Annotated in this window: 24 protein-coding genes and 1 tRNA gene; 14 read left to right on the forward strand and 11 right to left on the reverse strand. The window is 73.3% G+C overall.

The window, feature by feature from the left end; genetic code table 11:
• Together E1283_RS06035 and E1283_RS06040 are read right to left on the reverse strand one after the other, a co-directional pair.
• A partial coding sequence (locus E1283_RS06035) for an IclR family transcriptional regulator (protein ID WP_165956022.1) occupies positions 1-450 on the reverse strand: 450 nt, incomplete at its 3' end.
• A complete protein-coding gene (locus E1283_RS06040; protein WP_243744634.1) occupies positions 431-1675 on the reverse strand; it encodes a flavin-dependent oxidoreductase in 1245 nt (414 codons plus the stop codon). The genes E1283_RS06035 and E1283_RS06040, both read right to left, overlap by 20 nt.
• Before the next feature lie 205 nt (positions 1676-1880).
• On the opposite strand from E1283_RS06040, the gene E1283_RS06045 reads away from it, so the two are divergent.
• Genes E1283_RS06045 through E1283_RS06060 form a run of 4 tightly spaced genes read left to right on the forward strand, consistent with a single transcriptional unit; the run spans position 1881 to position 5303 of the window.
• Positions 1881-2885 carry an ABC transporter substrate-binding protein gene (locus E1283_RS06045; protein ID WP_165956023.1) on the forward strand — a complete coding sequence of 335 codons (1005 nt, stop codon included), beginning with the start codon at positions 1881-1883 and terminating at the stop codon, positions 2883-2885.
• A complete protein-coding gene (locus E1283_RS06050; protein WP_132816838.1) occupies positions 2885-3652 on the forward strand; it encodes an ABC transporter permease in 768 nt (255 codons plus the stop codon). The genes E1283_RS06045 and E1283_RS06050 overlap by 1 nt, the downstream gene beginning before the upstream one ends.
• A complete protein-coding gene (locus E1283_RS06055) occupies positions 3649-4488 on the forward strand; it encodes an ABC transporter permease (protein WP_132816839.1) in 840 nt (279 codons plus the stop codon). Before E1283_RS06050 ends, E1283_RS06055 begins: the two co-directional genes overlap by 4 nt.
• On the forward strand, positions 4485-5303 hold the full coding sequence (locus E1283_RS06060; RefSeq protein WP_132816840.1) for an ABC transporter ATP-binding protein: 819 nt from the start codon (positions 4485-4487) through the stop codon (positions 5301-5303). Before E1283_RS06055 ends, E1283_RS06060 begins: the two co-directional genes overlap by 4 nt.
• Positions 5304-5314: 11 nt before the next feature.
• On the opposite strand, the gene E1283_RS06065 is transcribed toward E1283_RS06060, so the two are convergent.
• Positions 5315-5402 (reverse strand) — tRNA-Leu (locus E1283_RS06065).
• A 129-nt stretch (positions 5403-5531) separates the two neighbouring features.
• On the opposite strand from E1283_RS06065, the gene E1283_RS06070 reads away from it, so the two are divergent.
• From E1283_RS06070 to E1283_RS06080, 3 genes are all read left to right on the forward strand, one after another.
• Positions 5532-6902 carry a M20/M25/M40 family metallo-hydrolase gene (locus tag E1283_RS06070; RefSeq protein WP_207930312.1) on the forward strand — a complete coding sequence of 457 codons (1371 nt, stop codon included), beginning with the start codon at positions 5532-5534 and terminating at the stop codon, positions 6900-6902.
• Positions 6903-7052: 150 nt separating this feature from the next.
• Positions 7053-7286, forward strand: coding sequence for a chaplin (locus E1283_RS06075; RefSeq protein ID WP_132816842.1), 234 nt, complete (start codon positions 7053-7055; stop codon positions 7284-7286).
• A gap of 147 nt (positions 7287-7433) precedes the next feature.
• Positions 7434-8027 (forward strand): chaplin, encoded by a 594-nt coding sequence (locus tag E1283_RS06080; protein WP_132816843.1) that lies wholly within the window; start codon positions 7434-7436, stop codon positions 8025-8027.
• Between the two features lie 120 nt (positions 8028-8147).
• Here the strand turns inward: E1283_RS06080 and E1283_RS06085 are convergent, their stop codons facing one another.
• The gene (locus E1283_RS06085; RefSeq protein WP_132816844.1) at positions 8148-8336 is read right to left on the reverse strand and encodes a DUF5703 family protein; all 189 of its coding nucleotides are present in this window, start codon (positions 8334-8336) and stop codon (positions 8148-8150) included.
• 47 nt (positions 8337-8383) lie between these two features.
• On the opposite strand from E1283_RS06085, the gene E1283_RS06090 reads away from it, so the two are divergent.
• Positions 8384-9040, forward strand: coding sequence for a hypothetical protein (locus E1283_RS06090; RefSeq protein ID WP_132816845.1), 657 nt, complete (start codon positions 8384-8386; stop codon positions 9038-9040).
• Between the two features lie 7 nt (positions 9041-9047).
• Here the strand turns inward: E1283_RS06090 and E1283_RS06095 are convergent, their stop codons facing one another.
• Positions 9048-10964 carry an ATP-dependent DNA helicase gene (locus E1283_RS06095; RefSeq protein WP_243744635.1) on the reverse strand — a complete coding sequence of 639 codons (1917 nt, stop codon included), beginning with the start codon at positions 10962-10964 and terminating at the stop codon, positions 9048-9050.
• Entirely contained in the window at positions 10961-11947 is a 987-nt protein-coding gene (locus tag E1283_RS06100) for an aldo/keto reductase (RefSeq protein WP_132816847.1), read from the reverse strand. Before E1283_RS06100 ends, E1283_RS06095 begins: the two co-directional genes overlap by 4 nt.
• 91 nt (positions 11948-12038) lie before the next feature.
• Here E1283_RS06100 and E1283_RS06105 point away from each other — a divergent pair, with 91 nt between their 5' ends.
• From E1283_RS06105 to mshC, 5 genes are all read left to right on the forward strand, one after another.
• Entirely contained in the window at positions 12039-13088 is a 1050-nt protein-coding gene (locus E1283_RS06105) for an LLM class F420-dependent oxidoreductase (RefSeq protein ID WP_132816848.1), read from the forward strand.
• 53 nt (positions 13089-13141) lie between these two features.
• Entirely contained in the window at positions 13142-13834 is a 693-nt protein-coding gene (locus E1283_RS06110; RefSeq protein WP_132816849.1) for an MSMEG_4193 family putative phosphomutase, read from the forward strand.
• 85 nt (positions 13835-13919) lie between these two features.
• A complete protein-coding gene (locus E1283_RS06115; RefSeq protein WP_132816850.1) occupies positions 13920-14513 on the forward strand; it encodes a DUF3090 domain-containing protein in 594 nt (197 codons plus the stop codon).
• Complete coding sequence (locus E1283_RS06120) at positions 14474-15355, forward strand: SCO1664 family protein (RefSeq protein WP_132816851.1); 882 nt, start codon at positions 14474-14476, stop codon at positions 15353-15355. Before E1283_RS06115 ends, E1283_RS06120 begins: the two co-directional genes overlap by 40 nt.
• A 73-nt stretch (positions 15356-15428) precedes the next feature.
• The gene (mshC, locus tag E1283_RS06125; RefSeq protein ID WP_132816852.1) at positions 15429-16658 is read left to right on the forward strand and encodes a cysteine--1-D-myo-inosityl 2-amino-2-deoxy-alpha-D-glucopyranoside ligase; all 1230 of its coding nucleotides are present in this window, start codon (positions 15429-15431) and stop codon (positions 16656-16658) included.
• A gap of 48 nt (positions 16659-16706) precedes the next feature.
• Here the strand turns inward: mshC and E1283_RS06130 are convergent, their stop codons facing one another.
• From E1283_RS06130 to E1283_RS06150, 5 genes are all read right to left on the reverse strand, one after another.
• Complete coding sequence (locus E1283_RS06130; protein WP_132816853.1) at positions 16707-17687, reverse strand: PAC2 family protein; 981 nt, start codon at positions 17685-17687, stop codon at positions 16707-16709.
• Between the two features lie 145 nt (positions 17688-17832).
• A complete protein-coding gene (locus E1283_RS06135; protein ID WP_132816854.1) occupies positions 17833-19470 on the reverse strand; it encodes a glycerol-3-phosphate dehydrogenase/oxidase in 1638 nt (545 codons plus the stop codon).
• Between the two features lie 5 nt (positions 19471-19475).
• The gene (gene glpK / locus E1283_RS06140) at positions 19476-21023 is read right to left on the reverse strand and encodes a glycerol kinase GlpK (protein ID WP_132816855.1); all 1548 of its coding nucleotides are present in this window, start codon (positions 21021-21023) and stop codon (positions 19476-19478) included.
• A gap of 54 nt (positions 21024-21077) precedes the next feature.
• On the reverse strand, positions 21078-21890 hold the full coding sequence (locus E1283_RS06145) for an MIP/aquaporin family protein (RefSeq protein WP_132816856.1): 813 nt from the start codon (positions 21888-21890) through the stop codon (positions 21078-21080).
• A 148-nt stretch (positions 21891-22038) separates the two neighbouring features.
• Positions 22039-22803: an IclR family transcriptional regulator gene (locus E1283_RS06150; RefSeq protein ID WP_132816857.1), complete on the reverse strand. Its 765-nt coding sequence runs from the start codon at positions 22801-22803 to the stop codon at positions 22039-22041.
• Between the two features lie 243 nt (positions 22804-23046).
• On the opposite strand from E1283_RS06150, the gene metH reads away from it, so the two are divergent.
• Positions 23047-25724 (forward strand): methionine synthase (gene metH / locus E1283_RS06155; protein ID WP_425086135.1); only part of this gene is annotated, 2678 nt, incomplete at its 3' end.

The raw sequence follows: 25724 nt of genomic DNA on the forward strand, positions 1-25724 counted from the left end.
GACCATGCCCACCCGCAGGCCCACCCGGAGCGGCTGGGTGCTCTCCACGCCGTCGACGAACCGGGCGCCGTTCCCCTCCAACACCACCAGGTGGACCGTCTCGCCGGTCTCCTCGGACAGCGCGCGCAGATGCGGGCGCGCCACCTGACGCAGGTCGAGGCGGGAGATCGCCCGCAGCCCGGCCTCGGCCAGGGCGGGCCCCGGCCGGTAGACGTGGCCGCTGTCGGGCTGCGCGGCGAAGCCCCGGAAGGCGAGCGTGGAGAGCAGCCGGTGGGCGGTCGAGCGGGCCACGCCGAGCAGCTCGGCCGCCTCGTACACGCGCAGCTCGCCGCGCTCGTCCAGGGCCCGGATCAGACGCAGGGCGTTGTCGACCGAGGCCAGCGAGTACGGCGGCGCGGCACCCCACTCGTCGCCCGGTTCCTGCCCGGGGTCACCCGGGCCGGTTGACACGGTCCCTGTCATACGCGGCGACCCTCTGGTAGCTCGCGGAGATCTCGGCCATCTCCTCGGTGCTGATGACGTCCTCGACGCGCGCGAACGGACGATCACCGGTCCGCTCGTACACCTCCCTGAGGATCGTATCCGGCGGCCGGGTCCGGTTCGTCTCGACGACGGCGGCGGTCGCGGGCCGCCGTTCCGCCTCGTAGCGCAGCAGCGCCTCGCGCGGTTCCCCGCACTCCGTCAGCGCCACCCGCAGGGCGTGGGCGTCCAGGATCGCCTGCCCGGCGCCGTTCGAGCCGCGCGGCACCATCGGGTGGGCGGCGTCGCCGAGCAGCGTCACGGGACCGAAGGTCCAGCGCGGCAGCGGGTCCTGGTCGACCATGGGGTACTCCAGGATGGTCTCGGCGCCGCGGATCAGCGCGGGCACGTCGAGCCAGTCGAAGTGCCAGTCCGCGAAGACGTCGACGAAGTCCTCGAGCCGCCCGGCGCGGGTCCAGTCGCGGCGCGGCGAGCGGGGCCGCTCGACCTCGGCCACCCAGTTCACGAGCTGCCGGCCGGCCGCGTCCACCCGGTCGCGCACCGGGTAGATCACCATCTTCCCCGAGGCCAGCCAGCCGGCCCTGACCATGCTGGCGCCACTGAGGAACGGCTCCCACGGCGTCACCCCGCGCCACATCGTGACGCCCGAGTAGCGCGGCTCGCCCTCCTCCGGGTGGAACTGGGCGCGCAGCGCCGAGTGGATGCCGTCGCAGCCGACGACGACGGTGGCGCGCTCCTCGGTGACGGCGCCGGTCGCCGCGTCGGCCACCGCGAGGCGCACGTGGTCGCCGGCGTCCTCCGCCGAGAGGACCCGCCGCCCCAGCGCGACCGCGTCCGCGCCGAGCCGCTCCCGCACGGCGGCCAGCAGCGTCAGCTGCACGTCGCCGCGGTGGAGCGAGAGCTGGGGGTGGTCGTACCCGGCGGCCCTGCCCAGCGGCTCCCGGTAGACGAGCTGGCCGAAGCGGTTGAAGAACACCGCCTCCGCCGTCTCGACGCCCGCCGCGGCGAGGCGCTCCTCGACCCCGAGGCCGTGCAGGACCCGCATGGCGTGCGGCAGGAGGTTGATGCCGGCACCGACGGGTTCGAGGCGCGGAACCGCCTCCAGCACGCGGCAGGGAATCCCGGCCTGGTGGAGTTCGAGCGCGAGGGTCAGGCCCCCGATTCCCGCGCCCACGATGACGACGTTCGTCTGCACTGCTCCTCGATTCTTCTCTGCGGAATGTTCTCTGCACCGTGGAAACGGCCTCCCCGGTGCGTTGACCGTAGGCATCGCGACGAGCCCGGCGGCGCCCGCGGGAGCAAGATTCGCCATAGAAGAATTCCGCTGGCCGGTATTCCTCGCCGTCTCGGCCGCCACCTACGTTGCTCACACCCGGGCCGAGAGCGAAGGGGAGAAAACAATGATGTTTCGGGCGAGCGGCCCTGCCGCCCTGAGCGTGGTGCTCGTCGCCACGCTGTTCGGCGCCACGGGATGCGGCGTCGCGGCCGGCGGCGATTCCGGCACCGACGGCACCAACGTGGTCCGCGTCGGCGAGACCGACGGGATGCCCGCCGCGTTCCTGCGCTTCGGCCAGGAACAGGGCATCTTCGCCGACCACGGCATCCAACTCGAGATCGACGCCTCCGCCGGCGGCGCCGCGGCCATCCCCGCGCTGGTCGGCGGCAACCTCGACGTGGCAGGCTCCAACGTCGTCAGCGGCATGCTCGCCGGCCACCAGGGCCTGCCGGTGCGGATCATCGCACCCGGCACCTTCGCCACCGACGACCCGCAGCGCGACTTCTCCGCCGTCCTGGTCTCCGAGGACTCCGGCATCGAGGGCCCCGAGGACCTGGCCGGCGCCTCGATCGCCGTCAACACCCTCCAGAACATCGGCGACATCAGCATCGTGGCCGCCCTGGAGGAACAGGGCGTGGACACCTCCGACATCCAGTTCACCGAGATCGGCTTCCCCCAGATGCTGCCCGCCCTGCACAGCGGCCGGGTGGACGCCGCCTGGGTCATCGAGCCCTTCCTCTCCATCGGAGCACAACAGGGCCTGCGCCCCGTGCTGCGGCCCTACACCGAGGCCCGCGAGGGCCTCCAGGTCGGCTGCTTCCTCGCGACCGAGGAGTTCCTCCGGGAGAACGGCGAGAAGGCCGAGGCCTTCCGCGCGGCGATCGCCGACGTCGCGGCGTTCATCACCGAGCACCCGGAGGAGTTCCGGGCGGCCCTGCCGGAACTCGAGGAGATGGCCCCGGCACTCGCCGAGTCCATGGTGCTGCCCGCCTACCACGACCGCGTCGACCCGGAGTCGCTGCGGTTCGTCGCCGACCGGATGCTCACCAGCGGCTTCACCGACGAGGAGATCGACGTGGACTCCCTGATCGCCACCCCGGACGCCACACCCGGCAGAGGAGACGAGTGATGCGCAACGCACTCCTCGGGCTCGCCGGCGTGGCCGCCTTCCTCCTCCTGCTGGAGACCGTCCCGCACACCGGCCTGGTCGACGACCGCTACCTGCCGCCGTTCTCCGAGATGGCCCGCGCCCTCGGGGACAGCGCCGGCACCGCCGAGTTCTGGCAGGCGCTCGGCGACACCCTGCGGACCTGGGGCACCGGGCTCGCCCTGGCCTTCGCCGCCGGCACGGCCGCCGGCATGGTCATCGGCTCCGTCCCCGCGCTCCGCGACGCCACCGCCTCGACCATCGAGTTCCTGCGCCCCATCCCGGCCGTGGCGCTCATCCCGCTGGCCGTGCTGCTGTACGGCACCGGGATGGAGGCCACCCTCATCCTCGTCGTCTACTCCGCCTTCTGGCAGGTCCTGATGCAGGTGCTCGCCGGCGTCGCCGACGTCGACCCGGTGGCGCGGGACACCGCCAGGTCCTTCCGCTTCCGCCACCGCACCAGGGCGCTGCGCCTGGTGTGGCCCACCACCCTGCCGTACGCCGTCACCGGCTTCCGACTGGCCGCCAGCGTCGCGCTGATCCTCACCATCACCGGCGAGCTCATCATCGGGACCCCGGGCCTCGGCCGGCTCATCGCCGTCGCGCAGACCTCCGGCGCGGTCGCGCCGCTCTACGGGCTGGTCATCGTCACCGGCCTGCTCGGCGTCGTCGTCAACCTGTCGGCCCGGCTGCTCGAACGCCGCGTGCTGCGCTGGCACCCCTCCGTGCGGCAGGAGACCGCCCGATGACCTCACTCACCGCCCGCACCGCCGTCACCCCCGCCCGGTCCCTCGGCTCCCGGCTCCGCCACCACGGCCGACGGCTGGCCGTCCTGCTCGGCCTGCCCGCCGTGCTGGCCGCCCTCTGGTGGATCGTCTCCGAACGCGCCGGCAACTTCTTCTTCCCGCCGCTCAGCGAGATCCTCGCCGAGTTCGGCCCCACCTGGTTCGACGGCCGCCTCGGCCACGACCTGCTGCCGTCCCTCGGCCGGCTGGCCGCCGGATACGCGCTGGCGCTGCTGCTCGGCGTCGCCCTCGGCGTCCTCATCGGCACCCGGCCGGCGCTGCGCGCCTTCGCCGAGCCCGTGCTGGAGTTCTTCCGGGCCATCCCCCCACCCGTGATGGTGCCGATCCTCATGCTCTTCCTCGGCATCGGCACCACCATGAAGGTCGTCGTCATCGTCTCCGGTGCCGTCTGGCCGGTGCTGCTCAACACCGTCGAGGGCGTCCGCGGCATCGACGGACTGCTGCACGACACCGCCCGCGTCTACCGGCTCCGCCCGCTGACCCGACTGCGGACCGTCGTGCTGCGCGGCGCCAGCCCGGGGATCGTCACCGGCGCCCGGCAGGCGCTGTCCATCGCGATCGTCCTGATGGTGATCTCCGAGATGTTCGCCGCCAACAACGGCCTCGGCTTCTCCATCGTCCAGTTCCAGCGCGGCTTCGCCCTCCCCGAGATGTGGACGGGGATCATCCTGCTCGGCTTGGTGGGCCTGCTGCTCTCCCTGATCTTCCGCGCCGTCGAGCGCGCCGTCCTGGCCTGGTATCGCGGTCAGCGCCAGGCCCAACGAGGAGGTTCCCGATGACCACCACCACATCCACCGACGAACTCCTGAGCGTGCGCGGCCTGCGCAAGGTGTACGGCTCGGGCCCCGGCGCCACCGAGGCCGTCCGCGACCTGACGTTCGCCACCAGGGCGGGCGAGATGGTGTGCATCGTCGGCCCCTCCGGCGCCGGCAAGACCACCCTGCTGCGCTGCATCGCCGGACTGCTGCCGCCCACGTCGGGCGAGGTCACCCTGGACCGGCACCCGGTCTCCGGACCGCCGGAGGGCATGGCCGTCGTCTTCCAGGACTACGCCCGCAGCCTCTTCCCCTGGCTGACCGTCGCCCAGAACGTCGACCTGCCCCTGCGGGAGAAGGGCGTGGCCAGGGCCGAACGCCGCCGCCTCGTCGCCGAGTCCCTCGACGCCGTGGGACTGGCCGACGTCCCGAACTCCTACCCGTGGCAGCTGTCCGGCGGCATGCAGCAACGCGTCGCCATCGCCCGCGCCGTGGCCTACGAACCGCGCATCCTGCTGATGGACGAGCCCTTCGCCGCCGTGGACGCCCAGACCCGAGCCGACCTCGAGGACCTGGTCCGCGACCTGTGGCACCGGCTCGGCATCACCCTGCTCTTCGTCACGCACGACATCGACGAGGCGATCTACCTGGGCCAGCGCGTCCTGGTGCTGTCCGCGCGGCCCACCGTCGTCCTCGAGGACGTCACCGTCGACCTGCCGGAAACCCGCGACCAGCTCACCACCCGCAACGACCCGCGCTTCCACGCCCTCCGCACCCACGTACACGGGCTCGTACAACAGGCCAAACGCGGAGAAGCGGCCCGCCGAGCGGCCGCGTGACCTACCAATGATGGTGTCCGAGGGGGGACTTGAACCCCCACGCCCTTAAACGGGCACTAGCACCTCAAGCTAGCGCGTCTGCCATTCCGCCACCCGGACGGGGTGTGTGTCGGCCGGAGCGCGATGCGCGCGGCGACGTGGGAAACCATAGCAAAGTCCGGGCGTTGGTGATCTCCACCCGAGTCGGGGGACGATCGGCCTTGGGCAGGTCGCGCGGGTGGGGGGAGGATGGGGGCACCCATCGCAGGAGGAGGCAGCGTGAGCCAGTCGAGCCCCACCCCGGGCAGCGCGGGAGTCGGACAGCGTGCCGAGGACGAGGTCGTCGGCATCTGCCGCGATCTGATCCGGATCGACACCAGCAACTACGGGGACCACTCGGGACCTGGCGAGCGGGCCGCCGCCGAGTACGTGGCGGAGCAGTTGGCCGAGGTGGGCCTCGAACCGCGGATCTTCGAGTCGCGCCCGGGGCGGGCCTCGACCGTGGCCCGGATCGAGGGCGAGGACCCGTCCCGCCCGGCGTTGCTCATCCACGGGCACACCGACGTGGTGCCGGCCAACGCCGCCGACTGGACGCACCACCCGTTCTCCGGCGAGATCGCGGACGGCTGCGTCTGGGGCCGGGGCGCCGTGGACATGAAGGACATGGACGCCATGACGCTGGCCGTGGTGCGCGACCGGCTGCGCTCCGGCCGCAAGCCGCCGCGGGACGTCGTGGTGGCGTTCCTGGCCGACGAGGAGGCCGGCGGCATCTACGGCGCGCGGCACCTGGTCGACAACCACCGGGAGTTGTTCGAGGGCGTCACCGAGGCGATCAGCGAGGTCGGCGGCTTCTCGTTCACCGTCAACGAGAACCTGCGCCTGTACCTGATCGAGACGGCCGAGAAGGGCATGCACTGGATGCGCCTGACGGTCGACGGCACCGCGGGCCACGGCTCGATGACCAACGACGACAACGCCATCACCGAGCTGTGCGAGGCCGTGGCGCGCCTCGGCCGCCACAGGTTCCCGGTGCGGGTGACCAAGACGGTCCGCTCGTTCCTCGACGAGCTCTCGGACGCCCTCGGCACCGAACTCGACCCGGAGAACATGGACGAGACGCTGGCCAAGCTCGGCGGCATCGCCAAGATCATCGGCGCCACGCTGCAGAACACGGCGGCGCCGACCCAACTGGGCGCCGGCTACAAGGTCAACGTGATCCCCGGCCAGGCCACCGCCCACGTGGACGGGCGGTTCCTGCCCGGTTTCGAGGAGGAGTTCCTGGCCGACCTCGACCGGATCCTCGGCCCCCGGGTGAAGCGTGAGGACGTGCACTCCGACAAGGCCGTGGAGACCAGCTTCGACGGCGCCCTGGTGGACGCCATGCAGTCCGCGCTGGTGGCCGAGGACCCGATCGCGCGCGCCGTGCCGTACATGCTGTCCGGCGGCACCGACGCCAAGTCCTTCGACGACCTGGGCATCCGCTGCTTCGGCTTCGCCCCCCTGAAGCTGCCCCCGGAGTTGGACTTCGCCGGCATGTTCCACGGCGTGGACGAGCGGGTGCCGGTCGACGGACTGAAGTTCGGCGCCCGGGTGTTGGACCGTTTCCTCGACCAGTGCTGAGCTCGCGGTACTGAACTGAAGAACCGGACGCGGGTACGAAACTCATCCGAGTGGGTGAAAGTTCGTGCCCGCGAGTACCCATGATCTGAGGACCTCGTTACAACCGGTGCGGCCCCCGGCTGGGGCCGCGTTGTCAACGAGGAGGAAATTATGATCAAGAAGGTTGTCGCCACGGCGGCCGCCGCCGGCGGTCTGGTGATGGCTGGCGCCGGGCTCGCCGCGGCCGACTCCAACGCCGGTGCCGCCGCGATCGGCTCCCCCGGTGTGATCTCGGGGAACAACATTCAGGTGCCGGTCCACGTCCCGATTCAGGTCTGTGGCAACACGATCGACATCATCGCCCTCCTGAACCCGGCGTTCGGCAACGTCTGCGTCGCCAAGTGATGCTTCGCCCCACACTTTGAGGGCTTGGTCGGGCGGTCCCGCGGCGCGCGTAACGCGTCGCAGGGGCCGCCCGGCCGTAGTTCGGTCGTGGGTGCCCTCATCCCCCCACCCCGCGACCCATCTCACGACGAGGCAGGGAAACTACAGATGCGTCAGGTCAGGAAGAAGGGCCTGCTCACCGTGGTTGCCGCCGGCGGGGTCTTCGCGATCTCGGGCGGCACCGCGTTCGCGGACTCCGACGCCGCCGGGTCGGCCGTCGGCTCACCGGGGGTCGCGTCCGGCAACAACGTCGAGGTCCCGGTGGACGTGCCGGTCCAGGTCTGCGGCAACACGAACGTGGTCGGCGTGCTCAATCCGGCGTTCGGCAACAAGTGCCAGGAGGGCGGCGGCCCGGAGCGGCCGCGCGACCCCCAGGGTCCTGAGCACCCCGGCCCCGAGCACCCCGGCGACCCGGGTGACCCCGGGCAGCCGGGCAACCCGGGCAACCCGGGGCCGGGCTCCGAGGAGCCCGAGGGGCAGATGCCGCACGACCCGGCGGCCGGCGACCCCGAGACCGCGGAGCCGGGGCCACGGCCCGCGGGCTCGGTGGCCGAGGCCCCGGCCGAGGAGAGCGCGGCGGACGGTGAGCTGGCCGAGACCGGCAGCGAGCTGCCGCTCGGCGCGATCCTCGCGGTCGGCGGCGGGCTGCTGATCGGTGGCGGCGTGCTCTACCGGCGGGCGCGGGTGGCACACCGCGGCTGAGGCCGGCCCTCCCGGGCGGGCGAGCCGTCGGGAAAGAACGATCAGGAGTGGGTCCCGTGTCACACGGGGCCCACTCCTCTTCTGTGTGGGGGGATGACGCGGACAGGTGGGCGGCGCCGCCTACCAGGTGGCGCGGAGTTGGCGGATGATCCGCCGGCGCAGCCGAACCTGGCGGCTGCCGTCGGGGTACAGGCGGAGTTGGGCCAGCTCCCAGTGACCGTACTCGGCGTGTTCGGTCAGCAGGCGCGTGGCGGCGGCACGGGAGACCCCCCGCGGAACATACACATCGCGAAACTCGTATTCCGGCATCGAATCTATTGTGCGGGCAAGCCCCGGATGCCGATACCGTCTGCACCATGTCTGATGCTGTGCAGCCCACCGCTGCCGAAGTCCGCGCCGCCGCCGACGCGCTCAAAGCGGCGATCGACCGGCACCTCGCCGCCATCGAGGGCCGCACCGCGGCCCCGGAGGCGGCCGACGCGGACGCGGCCGTGTTCGCCGCGTTCAACGAGCTGGCCGCCGCGGGCGAGGTGTATGACGAGCTGCTGTACGACGTCTATGACGAGGTGACCCCGTTCGAGGTGCCAAGCACCGAGAACGGGGTTCCCTATGAGGGCCCCGAGGTGCCGGAGGCGCTGAGCGTCTTCATCCGCCGGGACTACACGGTGGTGGACCCGAGGCGGCTGCTGGCCCAGGCCCAGCGGGTGGCCGACCTCGATCCGGAGGCCGGCGACCTCGGCTTCGCGGACAACGACGAGGGGCCGGCGCGGGGCATGCAGCCGGCGCTCGGCGTGCTCTTCGGCGAGTTCGACCCGGACGAGTTGGCGTCCCGGCACAAGGAGTTCGGGCTGGAGGAGGGGGACGCCACGCTCTGGGTGACCGCCGGTGACGAGCCGGCCGAGCCGGGGGAGTGGCTGGCCGCCCCCTTCGACTCGGTCGATCCCGAGCGGGTGGTCTGCCGCTTCGATATCAGCGAGGCGTTCGAGGAGGACGGCCTGGACAGCGTCGGCTGACGCGCCGCTACTCGGCGGGCGCCTGCGGTGCCTGCTCGCGCAGCAGCGCGCGCAGGCGCGTGGTCGGCTGGACCGGCGGTGGCCCGGCCACCGCGGCGGCCAGCGCGGGGCCGGCGCCCTGGACCACCGAGAGGTGCGCGGCGCCCCGGCCGAAGGCGGTGTACACCCAGGCCCGGTCGACGACACCGGCCGCGTCGCCCGGGACCACCACCACGGCCGCCGGCCAGTGGCTGCCGGCCGCCTGGTGCGCGGTGATCGCCCAGCCGTGCCTGAGCGTCTCCGCGAGGCGCTGCCTGGGCACCTGGAACCTGCCGTCCTGGTCCTCGAGCCACAGCCCGGCCGGGTCCGCCTCGACGACGGTGGCCAGCCTGGTGCGCCCGGGGGCCGGCGAGTGCGCCACCCGGTCGCCGGGATCGAAGCCGTCGAACCGGCCGGGGCCCGGGTTGAGCCGCTCCTTCAGCGCCGTGTTCAGCGCCCTGGTGCCGGCCGGGCCGCCGTGGGCCGGGGTGATCACCTGGACCTCGCCGGTGGCGAGGCCGAAGGCCCGGGGGATGGAGTCGGCGACCAGCTGCACCGCGCGGTGCACGGCCTCGCCCGGATCACGCACCGGCACGATCACCACCTCGTTGCCCGGGGCCGCCACCTGCTCGAGCTCGCCGACGCCGATCCCCGAGACCAGCTCGCCGACCGGGCCGGGATCGGGGGTGCGGGAGCGGACGTGGGGGCAGCCGGCGGCCAGCACGTCGGCCAGCACCCGGCCGGGCCCGGCGGGGCCGAGCAGCAGCGGGTCGCCGCTGAGCACCAGCCGGGCGCCGTCCGGCAGGGACTCGACGAGCGACGCCGCCGACTCGGCCGTCAGCTGACCGGCGTCGAGCACCACCAGCAGGTCGAGCGGCAGCAGCCCCTCGGCGTCCCGCTCGGGGCCCTCCACACCGGACAGCAGCCCGGCCACCGTCACCGAGGCGCCGGCCGCGTCGTCGGGCAGCAGCGCGGCCAACCGACGCCGGCCGGCCGGGACGTGGGAGGCGGCGCACACCCGAAGGCCGAGCTCCAGGGCCCCGGCGACCAGCGCGGCCGGCTCGGCCCTGGCGGCCTCGCCGCCGGTGTGGGCGACCAGCGCGGCGTCGGACACCGCCCTGAGAAGCTCGCCGGCCGACGGGGAAGGCGCGGCGCCGGCCGCGGCCGCCCAGTCGGCGTCGCCCGGGCCGCCGAAGGTGCCGCGCAGCCGGGAGAGGCCGTCGGCCAGGCTCTCCTCGGCCAACGCGCACCGGTCGAGCCCGAGCAGCACACGGACCCGCGGCTCCTCCTCGTCGTCCCCGCCCCGCCCGGCGGCCGGCCGGTCCTCGCGGTCCTGGAAGGCCAGCACCGTGCCCGCCTCGACCGCGTCCCTGACGGCCGCCTCCGGGTCCGGCACGCCGTGCGCCGCGAGCCGCTCGGCCACCGTGTCCGTCGGGAGCGCCGTGTGCCCGGTCAGGGCCGCCCGCTCCAGCAGCCAGCCGGTCAGCGCGCGCGTCCTGCGCTCGTCCTCCGGGGCGGAGTCGGCGCCGAGCAGCGCCCTGGCGAAGCCGTCCGCCTGTTCGGGGCGCACCCCCTCGACGGCGAGCAGCCGCCACGGATCTTCCCGCAACTCCCGCTCCGCGCCCTCCCCGAGGGCGGCGGCCACCCGGCCGGCCAGCGACCCGGGCGCCCCGCCCGCGGCGAGCAGCGCGGGCAGCCCCTCCGGCACCGACACCGGAGCCGCCGGCTGCTCCCGGGCCGCGCCGGGGGCGGGCCCCTGGGGCGCCGCGGGCCGTGGCCTGGGCGGCGGCTTGGGCCGGGCGAAGAACGAGTCGGCCGAGCGCTCGCCGCTCTCCACCGCTCGCACGGCCTCCCGCAGCCGCTCGGCCGCCGGTTTCTCGGCCGGGGAGTTGTTCGGTGCGGTCACAGCGAGCTCCAGTCGTGGTCGGGGTAGCGGTGCTCAGGGGCCGAGACGTCGTCCAGCGCCTGGCAGATCTCCTGAGGAAGGCTAAGGTCCTCCACTGACAACGCCGCGCTGAGCTGCCGCGCCGTGCGCGCCCCGACGATCGGCGCCGCCACCCCCGGGCGGTCCCGCACCCAGGCGAGCGCGACCTGCAACGGCGTGACGGCCAGGCCGTCGGCGGCTATCGACACGGCGTCCACGATCCGGCTCGCGGCCTCGTCCAGATAGGGCGCGACGAAGGGCGCCAACTGCTCGGACGCGCCCCGCGAGTCCGCCGGCAGTGCCCCCTGCCGGTACTTGCCGGTGAGCACGCCACGGCCCAACGGCGAGGACGGCAGCAGCGCGATCCCCAAGTCGAGCGCCGCGGGCAGCACTTCGCGCTCCACCCCGCGCTGCAGTAGCGAGTACTCCATCTGGGAGCTCGCCAACCGGACGCGCGCCCCCGGCGCGCCCAGCTGCCAGGTGGCCGCCTTGGCCAACTGCCAGCCGCAGAAGCCGGACACCCCCGCGTAGCGCGCCCGCCCGCTGGCCACCGCGATGTCCAGGGCCTGCAGGGTCTCCTCGAGCGGGGTCACCGGGTCGTAGGCGTGCAGCTGCCACAGGTCGACGTGGTCGGTGCCGAGCCGCTCCAACGAGGCGTCGAGCGCGGCCAGCAGGTGCCCGCGGGAGCCGTCGTACCTGCGGTAGGGGTCGGGAACACTGCCCGCCTTGGTGGCGATCACCAGGTCCTCGCGCGGCACCACGGAGCCGATCAGCCGGCCGAGCAGGTACTCGGCGGCACCGTCCGCGTAGACGTCGGCCGTGTCCACCAGCGAACCGCCCGCCTCCCAGAAGATCCTGAGCAGTTCGGCGGCGTCCTGCTCGCCGATGTCCCTCGCCCAGGTGAGGGTGCCGAGTCCGAGCCGGGAGACGCGCAGGCCGGTGCGGCCCAGGTGCCGGTGATCCATGGGTGTTGAGCGTACTTGTGGCCCCCGTTACAGTCGGCGGGGACGGGTAGTTACTCGCCAGTACATTCTGTGCCGTCCGTGAGGAGTGGGGATGAAGCTTGGAATCAACCTCGGCTACTGGGGAGCCGGGATGGATGCCGACAATCTCGCGATCGTCCGCGAGGCCGACCGGCTCGGCTACGCGGTCTGCTGGGCCGCCGAGGCGTACGGCTCGGACGCCGCCACCGTGCTCACCTGGGTCGCCGCCCACACCGAGCGGATGGACGTCGGCTCCGCGATCTTCCAGATCCCCGGCCGCGCCCCGGCCATGACCGCCATGACCGCGGCCACCCTCGACTCGCTGTCCGGCGGCCGGTTCCGCCTCGGCCTCGGCGTCTCCGGGCCGCAGGTCTCCGAGGGCTGGTACGGCGTCAGGTTCGATCGGCCGCTGGCCCGCACCCGGGAGTACGTCGAGATCGTCCGCAAGGTCCTGGCCCGCGAGCGGCTGAGCTACCAGGGTGACCACTGGACGTTGCCGCTGCCCGCCGGCGCCGGAAAGCCCGTCAAGCTCATCGTGCACCCCGTCCGGGAGCACATCCCGGTCTACGTCGCGGCCGTCGGCCCCAAGAACCTCGCCCAGACCGGGGAGATCGCCGACGGCGCGCTGCTGCTGTTCTTCTCGCCCTCGCACGCCGAGGAGATCTCCATGAGCCACCTGCGGGCCGGCCGCGCCAAAGCCGGCCGCACCATGGAGGGCTTCGACGTCGTGCCCACGGTGCCGCTGGCCGTCGGCGACGACCTGGACGCGCTGGCCGACCAGTTCCGTCCGTACACGGCCCTCTACGTCGGCGGCATGGGCAGCCGCGGCAAGAACTTCTACCACCATCTCGCCCAGCGCATGGGCTACGAGAAGGAGGCCGCCGAGATCCAGGACCGTTACCTCGCCGGGGACCGGACCGGCGCCGAGGCGGCCGTGCCCCGCCAACTCATCGAGGACACCGCGCTGCTCGGCCCCGTCGAGCGCATCGCCGACCGGATGACGGCCTACGCCGAAGCCGGCGTCACCACTCTCTCCTTCTTCCCGGGCGGCGCCACCCTGGACGAGCGGCTCAACGCCCTGCGCGTCGCCGCCGAGGCGCTGGAGCGCGCCGGCCTCGGCTGAGGCGGCGCCGGCGGCCGCGACCGACGTCGGCGCGCTGGCTTAGGGTTGGCCGCATGCCCACCCTGCTGCTCCTGCGCCATGGCCGCACCACCGCCAACTCCGCCGGGCTGCTCGCCGGCCGGGCGCCCGGCGTCGGCCTCGACGAGTACGGCTCGGCGCAGGCCGCCGCGCTCCCGGCCAGGCTGGCCGGCATTCCGCTGGCCGCCGTCGTGCACAGCCCGTTGCAGCGCTGCGCCGAGACCGTCGCGCCGCTCCTCGCCGATCGCCCGGGCCTGCCCGCGTTCGCCGAGGAGCGGGTCGTCGAGTGCGACTACGGCGAGTGGACCAACCGGAAGCTGGCCGAGCTGGCCGAGGAGCCGCTGATGGCCACCGTCCGGCGGCAGCCGTCCGCCGCGGTCTTCCCCGGCGGCGAGTCGCTGCGCGCCATGTCGGCCCGGGTGGTGGCGGCCGTCCGCGACTGGGACGCCAGGATCGCCGCCGAGCACGGCCCGGGGGCCGTCTGGCTGATGTGCACGCACGGTGACAACATCAAGGCGATCGTGGCCGACGCGCTCGGCCTCCACCTCGACCTCTTCCAGCGGATCGTGCCCCACCCGGCGTCCGTCACGGCTCTGCACTACGGCGAGCAGCCCCTGCTGCTGCGGTTCGGCGACACCGGCGACCTCGGCGAGTTCGTGCCGGACACCGAGGCGGCGGCGCGGGACGCGGCCGAGGCCACCAGGTCCCCCGTGGGCGGTGGGGCGTAGCGGAAGAGCCGTGCCCCGGGCACCGTGATCGCGAAGGGCAGTAGGGTGCCTGTGTCGGAACCGAGTCGACCCCCCGGAGCAGTGCGTGTCCCGTCAGGTGTTCCTCTACGACCCTCCCGACCGCTTCGTCGCCGGGACCGTCGGGCTGCCTGGCCGCCGTACCTTCTTCCTGCAGGCCACGGCGGCGGGCCGGACCACCAGCGTCGCCCTGGAGAAGGCCCAGGTCGAGGCGTTGGCCGAGCGGATCGACGAGTTGCTCGACGAGGTCGTGCGCCGGTCGGGCGGTAGCACCTCGGTGCCGGCCGTCGCCCCCACCGAGCTCTCCGACACCGGCCCGTTGGAGAGTCCGGTGGAGGAGGAGTTCCGCGTCGGCACGATGGCGCTCGCCTGGGACAGCGAGAGCGAACGCATGATCGTCGAGGCGCAGGCCCTCGTGGAGCTCGACGCCGACTCCGAGGAGGAGTTCGCGGAGGCCGAGGAGCGGCTGCTGCGGGACGACGAGAACGGCCCGCCGATGCTGCGGGTCCGGCTGAGCGGCACCATGGCCCGCGCGTTCGCCAAGCGGGCCCTCGAGGTCGTCAACGCCGGCCGCCCGCCGTGCCCGTTGTGCAGCCTGCCGCTCGACCCGGAAGGACACGTATGTCCGCGCCAGAACGGATACCGCCGCAGCCGGGCGTGACCGTCGACGAGGCGTTGGAGCGCGGCGAGCTGACCATCCACGGGCGGATCGCCGACGCCTCCAACGCCGTGCTCTACGCGACGGCCGAGCTGTCGGGGCGCCGGGTGCCCTGCGTCTACAAGCCGGTGGCGGGGGAGCGCCCGCTGTGGGACTTCCCCGACGGCACGCTGGCCCAGCGCGAGGTGGCCGCCTACGAGGTCTCCCGGGCGCTGGGCTGGGACGTGGTGCCGCCGACCGTGCTGCGGGACGACCCGCTCGGCGGCGGGATGTGCCAGCTGTGGGTGGGCCCCGTGCCGGACGACGACGAGTCGGACGACGCCGACGCCGACGAGGCCGACGAGGCCGTCACCGGGGGGCCCGAGTCGCTGTTGGGGCTGATCGAGGCCGAGCGCCCGGAGCCCGGCTGGAAGGCCGTCGGCCGCGCCGAGGTGGACGCGGGGCGCAGCGCCCTGCTGGTCCACGTGGACGACGAACGGCTGCGCCGGATAGCGACGCTGGACGCCGTGATCAACAACGGCGACCGCAAGGGCGGCCATCTGCTGCCGCTCGCTGACGGCCGCCTCTACGGCATCGACCACGGCGTCACCTTCCACACCGAGGACAAGCTGCGCACCCTGCTGTGGGGCTGGGCCGGCGAGCCGCTGCCCGCCGCCGTGCTGACCGCGCTCCGCGGCCTCGACGCCGAACTCGCGGACGGCCGACCGCTGTTCACCCGGCTGCTGACGTTGATCACCGAGGCCGAGTGCCGGGCGCTGCGGGCGCGGACGGCGGCGCTGCTGAGCTCGGGCCGGCACCCGCTGCCCGGCGGCGAGTGGCCCGCCATCCCCTGGCCGCTCATCTGACCGGCCCGGCCCGCCCCCACCGGCCGTGGGCCGCCCTGTCGTGCCGGCGCGGGCGGCCGGTTAGGCTCGTGGCATGTATGCCTGGCCTGCTTCCAAAGTCCCCGTTCTGCCCGGTCAGGGGCGTGATCTCACGATTCACGACACCGCCACGGACGGCCCGGTGACGCTGACCCCCGGCCCCGTCGCCCGGCTCTACGTCTGCGGCATCACCCCCTACGACGCCACCCACATGGGCCACGCGGCCACCTACACGGCCTTCGACCTCGTCCAGCGGGTGTGGCTCGACACCAAGCGCCAGGTGCACTACGTCCAGAACGTCACCGACGTCGACGACCCCCTGCTGGAGCGCGCCGCCGCCACCGGCGAGGACTGGAGGGCGCTCGCCGAGCGCGAGACCACCCTGTTCCGCGAGGACATGACGGCCCTGCGGATCCTGCCGCCGCGGCACTACGTGGGGGCCGTGGAGTCCATACCGGCCATCGTGCCGCTGGTCGAGCGGCTGCGCGCCAGGGGCGCCGCCTACGACCTGGACGGCGACGTCTACTTCTCCGTCGACGCCGACCCGGGCTTCGGCGGCGTCGCCCACCTGCCGCAGGACACCATGCGCGCCCTGTCGGCCGAGCGCGGCGGCGACCCGGAGCGGCCCGGCAAGAAGAACCCGCTCGACCCACAGCTGTGGCGCGCGGCGCGTCCCGGCGAGCCCTCCTGGGACGGCGGCACGCTCGGTCCGGGGCGGCCCGGCTGGCACATCGAGTGCGTGGCCATCGCCCTCGAACACCTCGGCATGGGCTTCGACATCCAGGGCGGCGGCTCCGATCTCGCCTTCCCCCACCACGAGATGGGCGCCTCGCACGCCCAGGCGCTCACCGGCGAGCACCCGTTCGCCGCCAGCTACGCGCATGCCGGGATGGTCGGTTTCCAGGGCGAGAAGATGTCCAAGTCCCGGGGCAACCTTGTGCTGGTGTCCCGGCTGCGCGCGGCCGGTGTCGACCCGGCGGCGATCCGGCTCGCGCTGCTCGCCCACCACTACCGGTCCGACTGGGAGTGGACCGACACGGTGCTCGACGCCGCGGTGGAGCGGCTCGGCCGCTGGCGGGCCGCCGTCTCCCGGCCGGACGGGCCGCCGGCCGACGGCCTGGTCGAGGAGCTCCGTGCCGCTCTGGCGGCCGACCTGGACGCGCCGGCCGCGCTGGCCGCCGTGGACCGCTGGGCCGCGGCCCAGGAGCGGAGCGCGGGCGGCGACCCGGGCGGTCCCGGGATCGTCTCCCGGGCGGTGGACGCGCTGCTCGGCGTGGCCCTCTGACGCGGCCCGGCACCCCGCCCGCCGTGGCGCGCGGGGTGCCGGTGTGTCTCAGTCCTCGCCGTCCGCGGGGCCCGGCTCCGGCGGGCTCTGCTCGCCGTCGGCCGGCCGACGCCGCGGCCGGGGCCGGCGACTGCCGGGATCGCGCAGGTAGGAGCCGGCGTCGCCGGACGGCGACTGGCCGTCCCGGCGCCGCAGATAGCGCTCGAACTCCTTGGCGATCGCCTCGCCCGACGCCTCGGGCAGCTCCGCCGTGTCCCTGGCCTCCTCGAGCGACTTGACGTACTCGGCGACCTCGCTGTCCTCGGCCGCCAGCTGGTCGACGCCGATCTGCCACGCCCTGGCGTCCTCCGGCAGGTCGCCCAGCGGGACCCCGACGCCCAGCAGGTCCTCGAGCGCGTGCAGCAGCGCCAGCGACGCCTTGGGGTTGGGCGGCTGCGCCACGTAGTGCGGCACCGCGGCCCACAGCGTCACCGCGGGCACCCCGGCGTGGGTGCACGCCTCCTGCAGGATGCCCACGATGCCGGTCGGTCCCTCGTAGCGGGACTCCTCGAGGTTCAGTCGGACCGCCAGGTCCTCGTCCGAGGTCACGCTGGTGACCGGTACCGGACGGGTGTGCGGGGTGTCGCCGAGCAGCGCCCCGAGTACCACCACCATCTCGACGCCGAGCTCGTGCGCGAAGCCGAGCAGTTCGTTGCAGAACGAGCGCCATCGCATGCTGGGCTCGATGCCGCGGACCAGCACTAGGTCGCGGCGCTTCACCGGGCCGTTCTCCGAGCCGATCCTGACCACGGAGAGCCGGGTGGTCGGCCAGGTGACGCGGCGCACCCCGCCATCGAGCCAGATGTGCGGCCGATTGACCTGGAAGTCGTAGTAGTCCTCGGCGTCGAGCGCCGCGAACACCTCGCCCTTCCACTCCTGCTCCAGATGAGCGACCGCTGCGGAGGCGGCGTCACCCGCATCGTTCCAGCCCTCGAACGCGGCCACCATGACCGGGTCGACCAGCTCGGGAAGTCCTTCGAGCTCGATCACCCAGCGCCTCCTCCCGGCCGGGGCGGGGAGGTGTGCCCGGCCCGGCTGCCGTTGTGTTGCGTGCGGCCCCAGCCTACGGCGTGACCGTGCCCATACCGGAGTCCTCGTACGCATGTGCGCGGGTCAGCGGCGTTCGCGGGTTCTGTCACTCGGTCGGCAGACCGAGCACGGCGGCCACGCCGGCGCGCACCTCCGGCGTGTCGAGGCCCCGGATGGTCAACGTGGTGCGACGGCGGACCACGTCCTCCACGGTCTCCGCCCACTCGTGGTCACGGGCGTAGACGACCTGGGCCCAGATCTCGGGCCCGTCCGGGTGGACGCGCTCGCCCAGGGCCGGGTCCGCGCGGACCAGCCGGGCGATCTCGAACGCCAGGGAGCCGTAGTGGGTGGCGAGTTGGCGGGCCGTCAGCGGATCCATCCGGGCGCCGGGATCGCGGTCCACGAGCAGCCGGTGCGCGACCGCGTTGGGGTTGGCGACGCCGGGCAGCGGCACCCGGCGCACCAGCCCGGAGAGCGGCTCCATGTCCTCGGCGAGCGGCACCGTCGGCTGGCTGGCCAGCTTGCGCAGCACCATCCGGCCGATGTGCCGGTAGGTGGTCCACTTGCCGCCGGCCACCGACAGCATGCCGCCGCGCCCCTCGGTCACCACGGTCTCGCGCCGGGCCGACTCGACGCCGCCCGGGCCGCCGGGCAGCACCCGGAGGCCGGCGAACGCGTAGGTCAGCAGGGAACGGTCCAGCTGCGCGTCGCGGACCGAGAACGCGGCCTCGTCCAGGATCTGGTGGATGTCCGCCTCGGTGGCGCGCACGTCCGCCGGGTCGCCCTCGTAGGGCTCGTCGGTCGTGCCGAGGAGCAGCTGGTCCTCCCAGGGGAGGGCGAAGGTGATGCGGTACCTGTCGACCGGCGTGGCCAGCGCGGTCCGCCACGGAGCGGCGCGGCGCAGCACCAGGTGCGCGCCCTTGGAGAGCCGGATGCTGGGGGCCGCGCCCGGGTCCTCCAGGCGGCGCAGGTGGTCGACCCAGGGCCCGGTGGCGTTGAGCACCAGGCGGGCCGAGACGTCGAACTCCGCGCCGGTGAGCCGGTCGCGCAGCTCGGCCCCCGTGACCCGGCCGTGGGCGAGGCGCAGCCCGACGACCTCGGCGTGGTTGAGGACGGCGGCGCCGGACTGGACGGCGGCGCGCACCGTCATCACGGCCATCCGGGAGTCGTTCATCTGGTGGTCGCCGTACACGGCGACGGCGCGCAGGTTCTCGGTGCGCAGCGCCGGGTTGAGGGCGGCGGCCCGGGCGGGGGAGATGACGCGGCCGACGCCGTCGCCGAAGGCCGAGAGCGCGGAGTAGGCGAAGACCCCGGCGCCCAGCTTGGCGGCGCCGTGCGGGCCGCCCCGGTAGACGGGCAGGTGGAAGGTGAGCGGGTTGACCAGGTGCGGCGCGACGTCGCGGGCCAGCACCCGGCGCTCGTGGTGGTTCTCGGCCACCAGCCGGACGGCGCCGGTCTGCAGGTAGCGCAGGCCGCCGTGGACCAGCTTGGAGGAGGCGGACGAGGTGGCGCCGGCGAAGTCGCCGGCGTCCACCATCGCCACCCGCAGCCCCGACTGGGCGGCGTGCCAGGCCACCGAGGTGCCCAGGATGCCGCCGCCGACGACGAGCAGGTCCCAGGTCGACGTGGCGAGCCGCTCCCTGGTCTCGGCCCGCCGGTCGGCCGCGGCTATGCCGGCCGGGCCGGCCGGCCCGGCCGGCCCGGCCGGGGTGGGGGGACCTGCGGTCGGCTGCGGGGTGTTCATGATCGTCAGCTCTCCTCGTCTAGCCAGCCCATGGTCCGCTGCACGGCCTTGAGCCAGAACTGGTATTCGCGGTCGCGCTCGGCCGCGTCCATCCCGGGCGTCCACTCGGCGGCCCGGCGCCAGTTGTGGCGCAGGTCCTCGATGTCGGTCCAGAAGCCCACCGCGAGGCCGGCGGCGTAGGCGGCCCCCAGACAGGTGGTCTCGGAGACCATCGGGCGCACCACGGGCACGTCGAGGAAGTCCGAGATGTTCTGCATCAGCAGGTTGTTGGAGGTCATCCCGCCGTCCACCTTGAGGGTGGTGAGCTCCATGCCGGAGTCCTTCTTCATGGCGTCGACGATCTCGCGGGTCTGCCAGGCGGTGGCCTCCAGGACGGCCCTGGCGATGTGCGCCTTGGTGACGTAGCGGGTGAGCCCGGAGATGAGGCCGCGGGCGTCGGACCGCCAGTAGGGGGCGAAGAGCCCGGAGAAGGCGGGGACGAAGTAGGCGCCGCCGTTGTCCTCGACGGACCGGGCCAGGGTCTCGATCTCGGCCGCGCTGTTGATGAGCCCCATCTGGTCGCGCATCCACTGCACCAGGGCGCCGGTGATGGCGATGGAGCCCTCGAGCGCGTACACCGGGGCCTGGTCGCCGATCCGGTAGCCGACGGTGGTGATCAGCCCGGCGTAGGAGTTGATGGCCTCGGTGCCGGTGTTCATCAGCAGGAACGTTCCGGTTCCGTAGGTGGACTTGCCCTCGCCCACCGCGAAGCAGGTCTGCCCGAAGAGCGCGGCCTGCTGGTCCCCGAGGGCGGAGGCCACCGGCACGCCGTCCAGCGCGCCGCCCCTGGCCGTGCCGTAGACCTCCGCCGAGGAGCGGATCTCGGGGAGCACCGAGGGCGGCACGCCGATCGAGCTGACGATGCGCTGGTCCCAGTCGAGGGTGCGCAGGTTCATCAGCAGGGTGCGGGAGGCGTTGGTGACGTCGGTGACGTGTACGCCGCCGTCGGGGCCGCCGGTGAGGTTCCAGATGACCCAGGAGTCCATGGTGCCGAAGAGGATCTCGCCGCGGTCCGCGCGCTCCTGCAGGCCCTCGACGTTCTCCAGCAGCCAGCGGATCTTGGGGCCGGCGAAGTACGAGGCGAGCGGCAGCCCGGTCTCGCGGCGGAAGCGGTCCTGGCCCACGTTCCGGCCCAGCTCCCGGCAGAGGGCGTCGGTGCGGGTGTCCTGCCAGACGATGGCGTTGTGCACCGGCTCGCCGGTGGCCCGGTCCCACAGCAGCGTGGTCTCGCGCTGGTTGGTGATACCGATGGCCTTGACGTGCTCGCGGGTGATGCCGGCCTTCTCCAGGGCGCCCGCCACCACCTCCTGGACGTTGGTCCAGATCTCGGCGGCGTCGTGTTCGACCCAGCCGGGCTTGGGGAAGATCTGCTCGTGCTCCTTCTGGTCGACGGAGACGATCCGGCCGTCTCTGTCGAAGACGATGCAGCGGCTCGAGGTGGTGCCCTGGTCGATGGCGGCGATGTACTCGCGTGGGGCGTCGGAGGGCTCTTGGGTCTGCTGGGCTTCCGGCATGTGGCGGCTCCTGGTGGTGAGGGCGGATCGGCGGGGGCGGCGGGCTCGGCGCCCTCAGAACAGTGCGTTGTGGATGCCCGCGGCCGCGGCGGCGCCGATGAGCGGGCCGACCACCGGGATCCAGGCGTAGCTCCAGTCGGAGCCGCCCTTGTGGGGGAGCGGCAGGAGCTGGTGGACGATGCGCGGGCCCAGGTCGCGGGCCGGGTTGATGGCGTAGCCGGTCGGTCCGCCGAGCGAGAGGCCGATGCCGACGACGACCAGCGCGACCATCAGCCCGCCGGTACCGGAGACCGTCAGTCCGTCGTTGAGGCCGATGCCGAGCACCAGCAGCACCAGGACCATCGTGGCGATGATCTCGGTGGCCAGGTTCTGCACGGTGTTGCGGATCTCGGGGGCGGTGGCGAAGACGCCGAGCACGGGGCCCGGCTGCCCGGCCGCCGGCTCGCGCCGCTCCTCGGTCTCGCGGACGTCGTTGAACGCCTTGGCGCCCGGGGTCCGGGAGCCGCTGACGATCTCGTGGTCCGCGAGGTGGGCCTTGAAGTGGCCGTAGTAGGCGAGCCAGGTCAGGGTGGCGCCGATGATCGCGCCGACCATCTGGCCGCCGACATAGGTGCCGACGTTGCGCCACACGCCGGTGTCGATCGCGATGCCGAGGGTGACGGCCGGGTTCAGGTGCGCGCCGGAGAGCTGGGTCGACACGTAGACGCCGGAGAGCACGCCGATGCCCCAGCCGAAGCTGATGGCGACCCAGCCGGCGTCGAACGACTTCGATTTCTTGAGCACGACGCCTGCGACGACGCCCGTGCCGAGCAGGATCAGCGTGGCGGTCCCGATGAGCTCGCCGAAGAAGATGTCGGAGCTGGACACCCGTGACTCCTTTGTCCTTCGTCCAGGGATTCCTGGCCGACGACCGTCCAGTGTTCGACAATGTCGACCATCGAACGGCAGTTTTCTCCCCGAAGAAGCCACCGTCAAGGGGCTGTGCGGCAGATAACCCGAGGGTGCCTGGATTGTCCTAGAAGCGCCCGGCTCCGAGGTCGCGCGACACGGACCGGGCGCAGTCCCGCACGGCGGCGACCAGCCGGGGGTCGAGGTCGGAACCGATCTGCATCCGTTCCACCGCGCCGGTGATGCCCACGGCCCCGACCGGCATCCGCCGCCGGTCGACGATGGGGGCGGCGACGGACGCCACCCCGTCCCAGGTCTCGCCCACGTCGCTCGCCCAGCCGCGGGCGCGCACCAGCTCCAGGTTCCGGGCGAAGGTCCCGGAGTCGGTCACCGTGCGCTCGGTGATGGCGGTGAGCTCGTCCTCCATGACCTCGTTGTGCGCCACCGGGTCGAAGGCCGCGATCACCTTGCCGAGCGCGGTGCTGTGCAGCGGTTGCATGGCGCCCACCTCCAGCACCTGCCGGCTCTCGTCCGGCCGGAAGACGTGGTGCACGATCAGCACGCCCCGCTGGTGCAGGACGCCGACGTAGGCGGCCTCGCCGCTGGCCCTGGCCAGGTCGTCCGTCCACACGAGCGCGCGGGCGCGCAGTTCGTGGACGTCCAGGTAGCTGTTGCCGAGCCGCAGCAGCTCGGCGCCGAGCTGGTACCTGCCCGAGCCCGGGTCCTGCTCGACGAAGCCCTCCTGCTGGAGGGTCCGCAGCAGCCCGTGCGTGGTGGCCTTGGCGAGCCCTATGGCCGAGGCGATGTCCGACAGGCCGAGGCGGCGTTCGCCGCCCGCCAGCAACCGCAGTACGGCCGCCGCGCGCTCCAGCGACTGGATGGTCCGTCCCATGAGGCCGCCTCCCTGCTCCTCGCTCCACACCCTGCCGTGCCGGGTGTCGTTCGGCATTGTCGAACGAGAGCGGGTTATGTCGATACCCCCGGCGCCGCGGAATGAGTCTAAGTCCGTCCACCGACCGGAACGGATCCGCGCCCGGACCGGCCGGCCGGTTACCCTGACCAGGTGCGCCCGCCGCGGGGCAGGGCCCCGGAAGGGCGCATAGCCGACAGCCGTCGCATCTCCGGGAGCCTCCCCATGGCCATGTCCAGTCCCGCCTCAGCCCCCCAGTCCCAGCGGGCCGCCGCCCTCCGCGAGGCCCTGGCCTCCCGGATCGTGGTCGCCGACGGTGGCATGGGCACCATGCTCCAGGCGCAGGACCCCACGCTCGACGACTTCGAGCAGCTCGAAGGCTGCAACGAGGTCCTCAACGTCACCCGACCCGACATCGTGGGCAACGTCCACCGCGCCTACTTCGAGGCCGGCGTCGACTGCGTCGAGACCAACACCTTCGGCGCCAACCTGAGCGCGCTCGGCGAGTACGAGATCGCGGACCGGATCCACGAGCTCTCGGCCTCCGGCGCCGCGGTCGCCCGCGGCGTCGCCGACGAGTTCGCCGCGGCCGACGGCCGCCAGCGCTGGGTGCTCGGCTCGATGGGCCCCGGCACCAAGCTGCCCACGCTCGGGCACACCACCTTCGCGCCCCTCAGGGACGCCTACCAGCGCAACGCGGAGGGCCTGATCGAGGGCGGCGCGGACGCCCTGCTCGTCGAGACGTCCCAGGACCTGCTCGGCACCAAGTCCGCCGTGCTCGGCGCCCGTCGCGCCCTCACCGCCACCGGGGCCACGCTGCCCCTGATGGTGCAGGTCACCGTCGAGACCACCGGCACCATGCTGCTCGGCTCCGAGATCGGCGCCGCGCTGACCGCCCTGGAACCCCTCGGCATCGACGTGATCGGCCTCAACTGCGCCACCGGCCCGGCCGAGATGAGCGAGCACCTGCGCTACCTGGCCCGGCACGCCGGGATCACGCTCTCCTGCATGCCCAACGCCGGCCTGCCCGTGCTCGGCAAGGACGGTGCGAGCTACCCGCTCTCACCCGCCGAACTGGCCGACGCGCACGAGCGGTTCATCGCGGAGTTCGGGCTCTCCCTGATCGGCGGCTGCTGCGGCACCACGCCCGAGCACCTGCGGCACGTGGTGGAGCGCGTCGCGCGGCTCACGCCCGCGCCGCGCGACCCGCGCCCCGAGCCCGGCGCCTCCTCGCTCTACCAGACCGTGCCGTTCCAGCAGGACGCCTCGTACCTGGCCATCGGCGAGCGCACCAACGCCAACGGGTCCAAGAAGTTCCGCACCGCCATGCTGGAGGCCCGCTGGGACGACTGCGTGGAGCTGGCCCGCGAGCAGATCCGCGAGGGCGCCCATCTGCTCGACCTGTGCGTGGACTACGTGGGCCGGGACGGCGCGGCCGACATGGCCGAGCTCGCCGGCCGCCTCGCCACCGCCTCCACCCTGCCGATCGTGCTGGACTCCACCGAGCCCCCCGTGCTCCGCGCCGGCCTGGAGAAGCTCGGCGGGCGCGCGGTGATCAACTCCGTCAACTACGAGGACGGCGACGGCCCCGACTCGCGCTTCGCCACCGTCACCGCGCTCGCCGTCGAGCACGGCGCCGCGCTGATGGCGCTCACCATCGACGAGACCGGCCAGGCGCGCACCCCCGAGCACAAGGTGGCGGTGGCCGAGCGGCTGATCGCCGACCTCACCGGCAACTGGGGCGTGGCCGAACCCGACATCATCATCGACTGCCTCACCTTCACCATCTGCACCGGGCAGGAGGAGTCCAGGAAGGACGGCGTCAACACCATCGAGGCGATCCGGGAGCTGAAGCGCCGGCACCCGGCCGTGCAGACCACCCTCGGCCTGTCCAACATCTCCTTCGGGCTCAACCCGGCCGCCCGACTCGTGTTGAACTCCGTCTTCCTCGACGAGTGCGTCAGGGCCGGTCTCGACTCGGCGATCGTGCACGCAGCCAAGATCCTGCCGATCGCCCGGATCGAGCCGGAGCACGTCCAGGTCGCCCTCGACCTGATCCACGACCGGCGGCGCGAGGGCTACGACCCGCTCCAGCACTTCCTCCAGCTCTTCGAGGGCGTGGACACCAAGTCGATGCGGGCCGGGAAGGCCGAGGAACTGGCCGCGCTGCCGCTGGACGAGCGCCTGCAGCGCCGGATCATCGACGGCGAGCGCAACGGCCTGGCGGCCGACCTGGACGAGGCGCTGGCCGAGCGCTCCGCCCTGGAGATCGTCAACAACACGCTGCTCGCCGGCATGAAGGTGGTCGGCGAGCTGTTCGGCTCCGGCCAGATGCAGCTGCCGTTCGTGCTCCAGTCCGCCGAGGTGATGAAGCAGGCGGTGGCCCACCTGGAGCCGCACATGGAGAAGACCGGGGACGCCGGCAAGGGCACCATCGTGCTGGCCACCGTCCGCGGCGACGTCCACGACATCGGCAAGAACCTCGTCGACATCATCCTCACCAACAACGGCTACACCGTCGTCAACCTGGGCATCAAGCAGCCGGTCGGCGCCATCCTCGACGCCGCCGCCGAGCACCGCGCCGACGTCATCGGGATGTCCGGGCTGCTCGTGAAGTCCACGGTGATCATGAAGGAGAACCTGGAGGAGCTCAACCGGCGCGGCATGGCCGCCGACTACCCGGTGATCCTCGGCGGCGCCGCGCTGACCAGGGCCTACGTCGAACAGGACCTCCACGAGATCTATCAGGGCGAGGTCCGCTACGCCAGGGACGCCTTCGAGGGGCTGCGCCTGATGGACGCCCTGGTCTCCGTCAAGCGCGGCGTGCCGGGCGCCACCCTCCCCGAGCTCAAGCAGCGGCGGGTGGCCGCCCGCCCCCGCGCCGAGCTCGCGGCCGAGGAGCC

Source organism: Streptomyces hainanensis, assembly GCF_004348415.1.
In the GTDB taxonomy this organism is placed as follows: domain Bacteria; phylum Actinomycetota; class Actinomycetes; order Streptomycetales; family Streptomycetaceae; genus Streptomyces; species Streptomyces hainanensis.

Coding starts and splice junctions, on each gene's coding strand:
- E1283_RS06045 (WP_165956023.1), top strand. CDS start 1,881: ATGATGTTTCGGGCGAGCGGCCCTGCCGCCCTGAGCGTGGTGCTCGTC.
- E1283_RS06050 (WP_132816838.1), top strand. CDS start 2,885: ATGCGCAACGCACTCCTCGGGCTCGCCGGCGTGGCCGCCTTCCTCCTC.
- E1283_RS06055 (WP_132816839.1), top strand. CDS start 3,649: ATGACCTCACTCACCGCCCGCACCGCCGTCACCCCCGCCCGGTCCCTC.
- E1283_RS06060 (WP_132816840.1), top strand. CDS start 4,485: ATGACCACCACCACATCCACCGACGAACTCCTGAGCGTGCGCGGCCTG.
- E1283_RS06070 (WP_207930312.1), top strand. CDS start 5,532: ATGGGGGCACCCATCGCAGGAGGAGGCAGCGTGAGCCAGTCGAGCCCC.
- E1283_RS06075 (WP_132816842.1), top strand. CDS start 7,053: ATGATCAAGAAGGTTGTCGCCACGGCGGCCGCCGCCGGCGGTCTGGTG.
- E1283_RS06080 (WP_132816843.1), top strand. CDS start 7,434: ATGCGTCAGGTCAGGAAGAAGGGCCTGCTCACCGTGGTTGCCGCCGGC.
- E1283_RS06085 (WP_132816844.1), bottom strand. CDS start 8,336: ATGCCGGAATACGAGTTTCGCGATGTGTATGTTCCGCGGGGGGTCTCC.
- E1283_RS06090 (WP_132816845.1), top strand. CDS start 8,384: ATGTCTGATGCTGTGCAGCCCACCGCTGCCGAAGTCCGCGCCGCCGCC.
- E1283_RS06100 (WP_132816847.1), bottom strand. CDS start 11,947: ATGGATCACCGGCACCTGGGCCGCACCGGCCTGCGCGTCTCCCGGCTC.
- E1283_RS06105 (WP_132816848.1), top strand. CDS start 12,039: ATGAAGCTTGGAATCAACCTCGGCTACTGGGGAGCCGGGATGGATGCC.
- E1283_RS06110 (WP_132816849.1), top strand. CDS start 13,142: ATGCCCACCCTGCTGCTCCTGCGCCATGGCCGCACCACCGCCAACTCC.
- E1283_RS06120 (WP_132816851.1), top strand. CDS start 14,474: ATGTCCGCGCCAGAACGGATACCGCCGCAGCCGGGCGTGACCGTCGAC.
- mshC (WP_132816852.1), top strand. CDS start 15,429: ATGTATGCCTGGCCTGCTTCCAAAGTCCCCGTTCTGCCCGGTCAGGGG.
- E1283_RS06135 (WP_132816854.1), bottom strand. CDS start 19,470: ATGAACACCCCGCAGCCGACCGCAGGTCCCCCCACCCCGGCCGGGCCG.
- glpK (WP_132816855.1), bottom strand. CDS start 21,023: ATGCCGGAAGCCCAGCAGACCCAAGAGCCCTCCGACGCCCCACGCGAG.
- E1283_RS06150 (WP_132816857.1), bottom strand. CDS start 22,803: ATGGGACGGACCATCCAGTCGCTGGAGCGCGCGGCGGCCGTACTGCGG.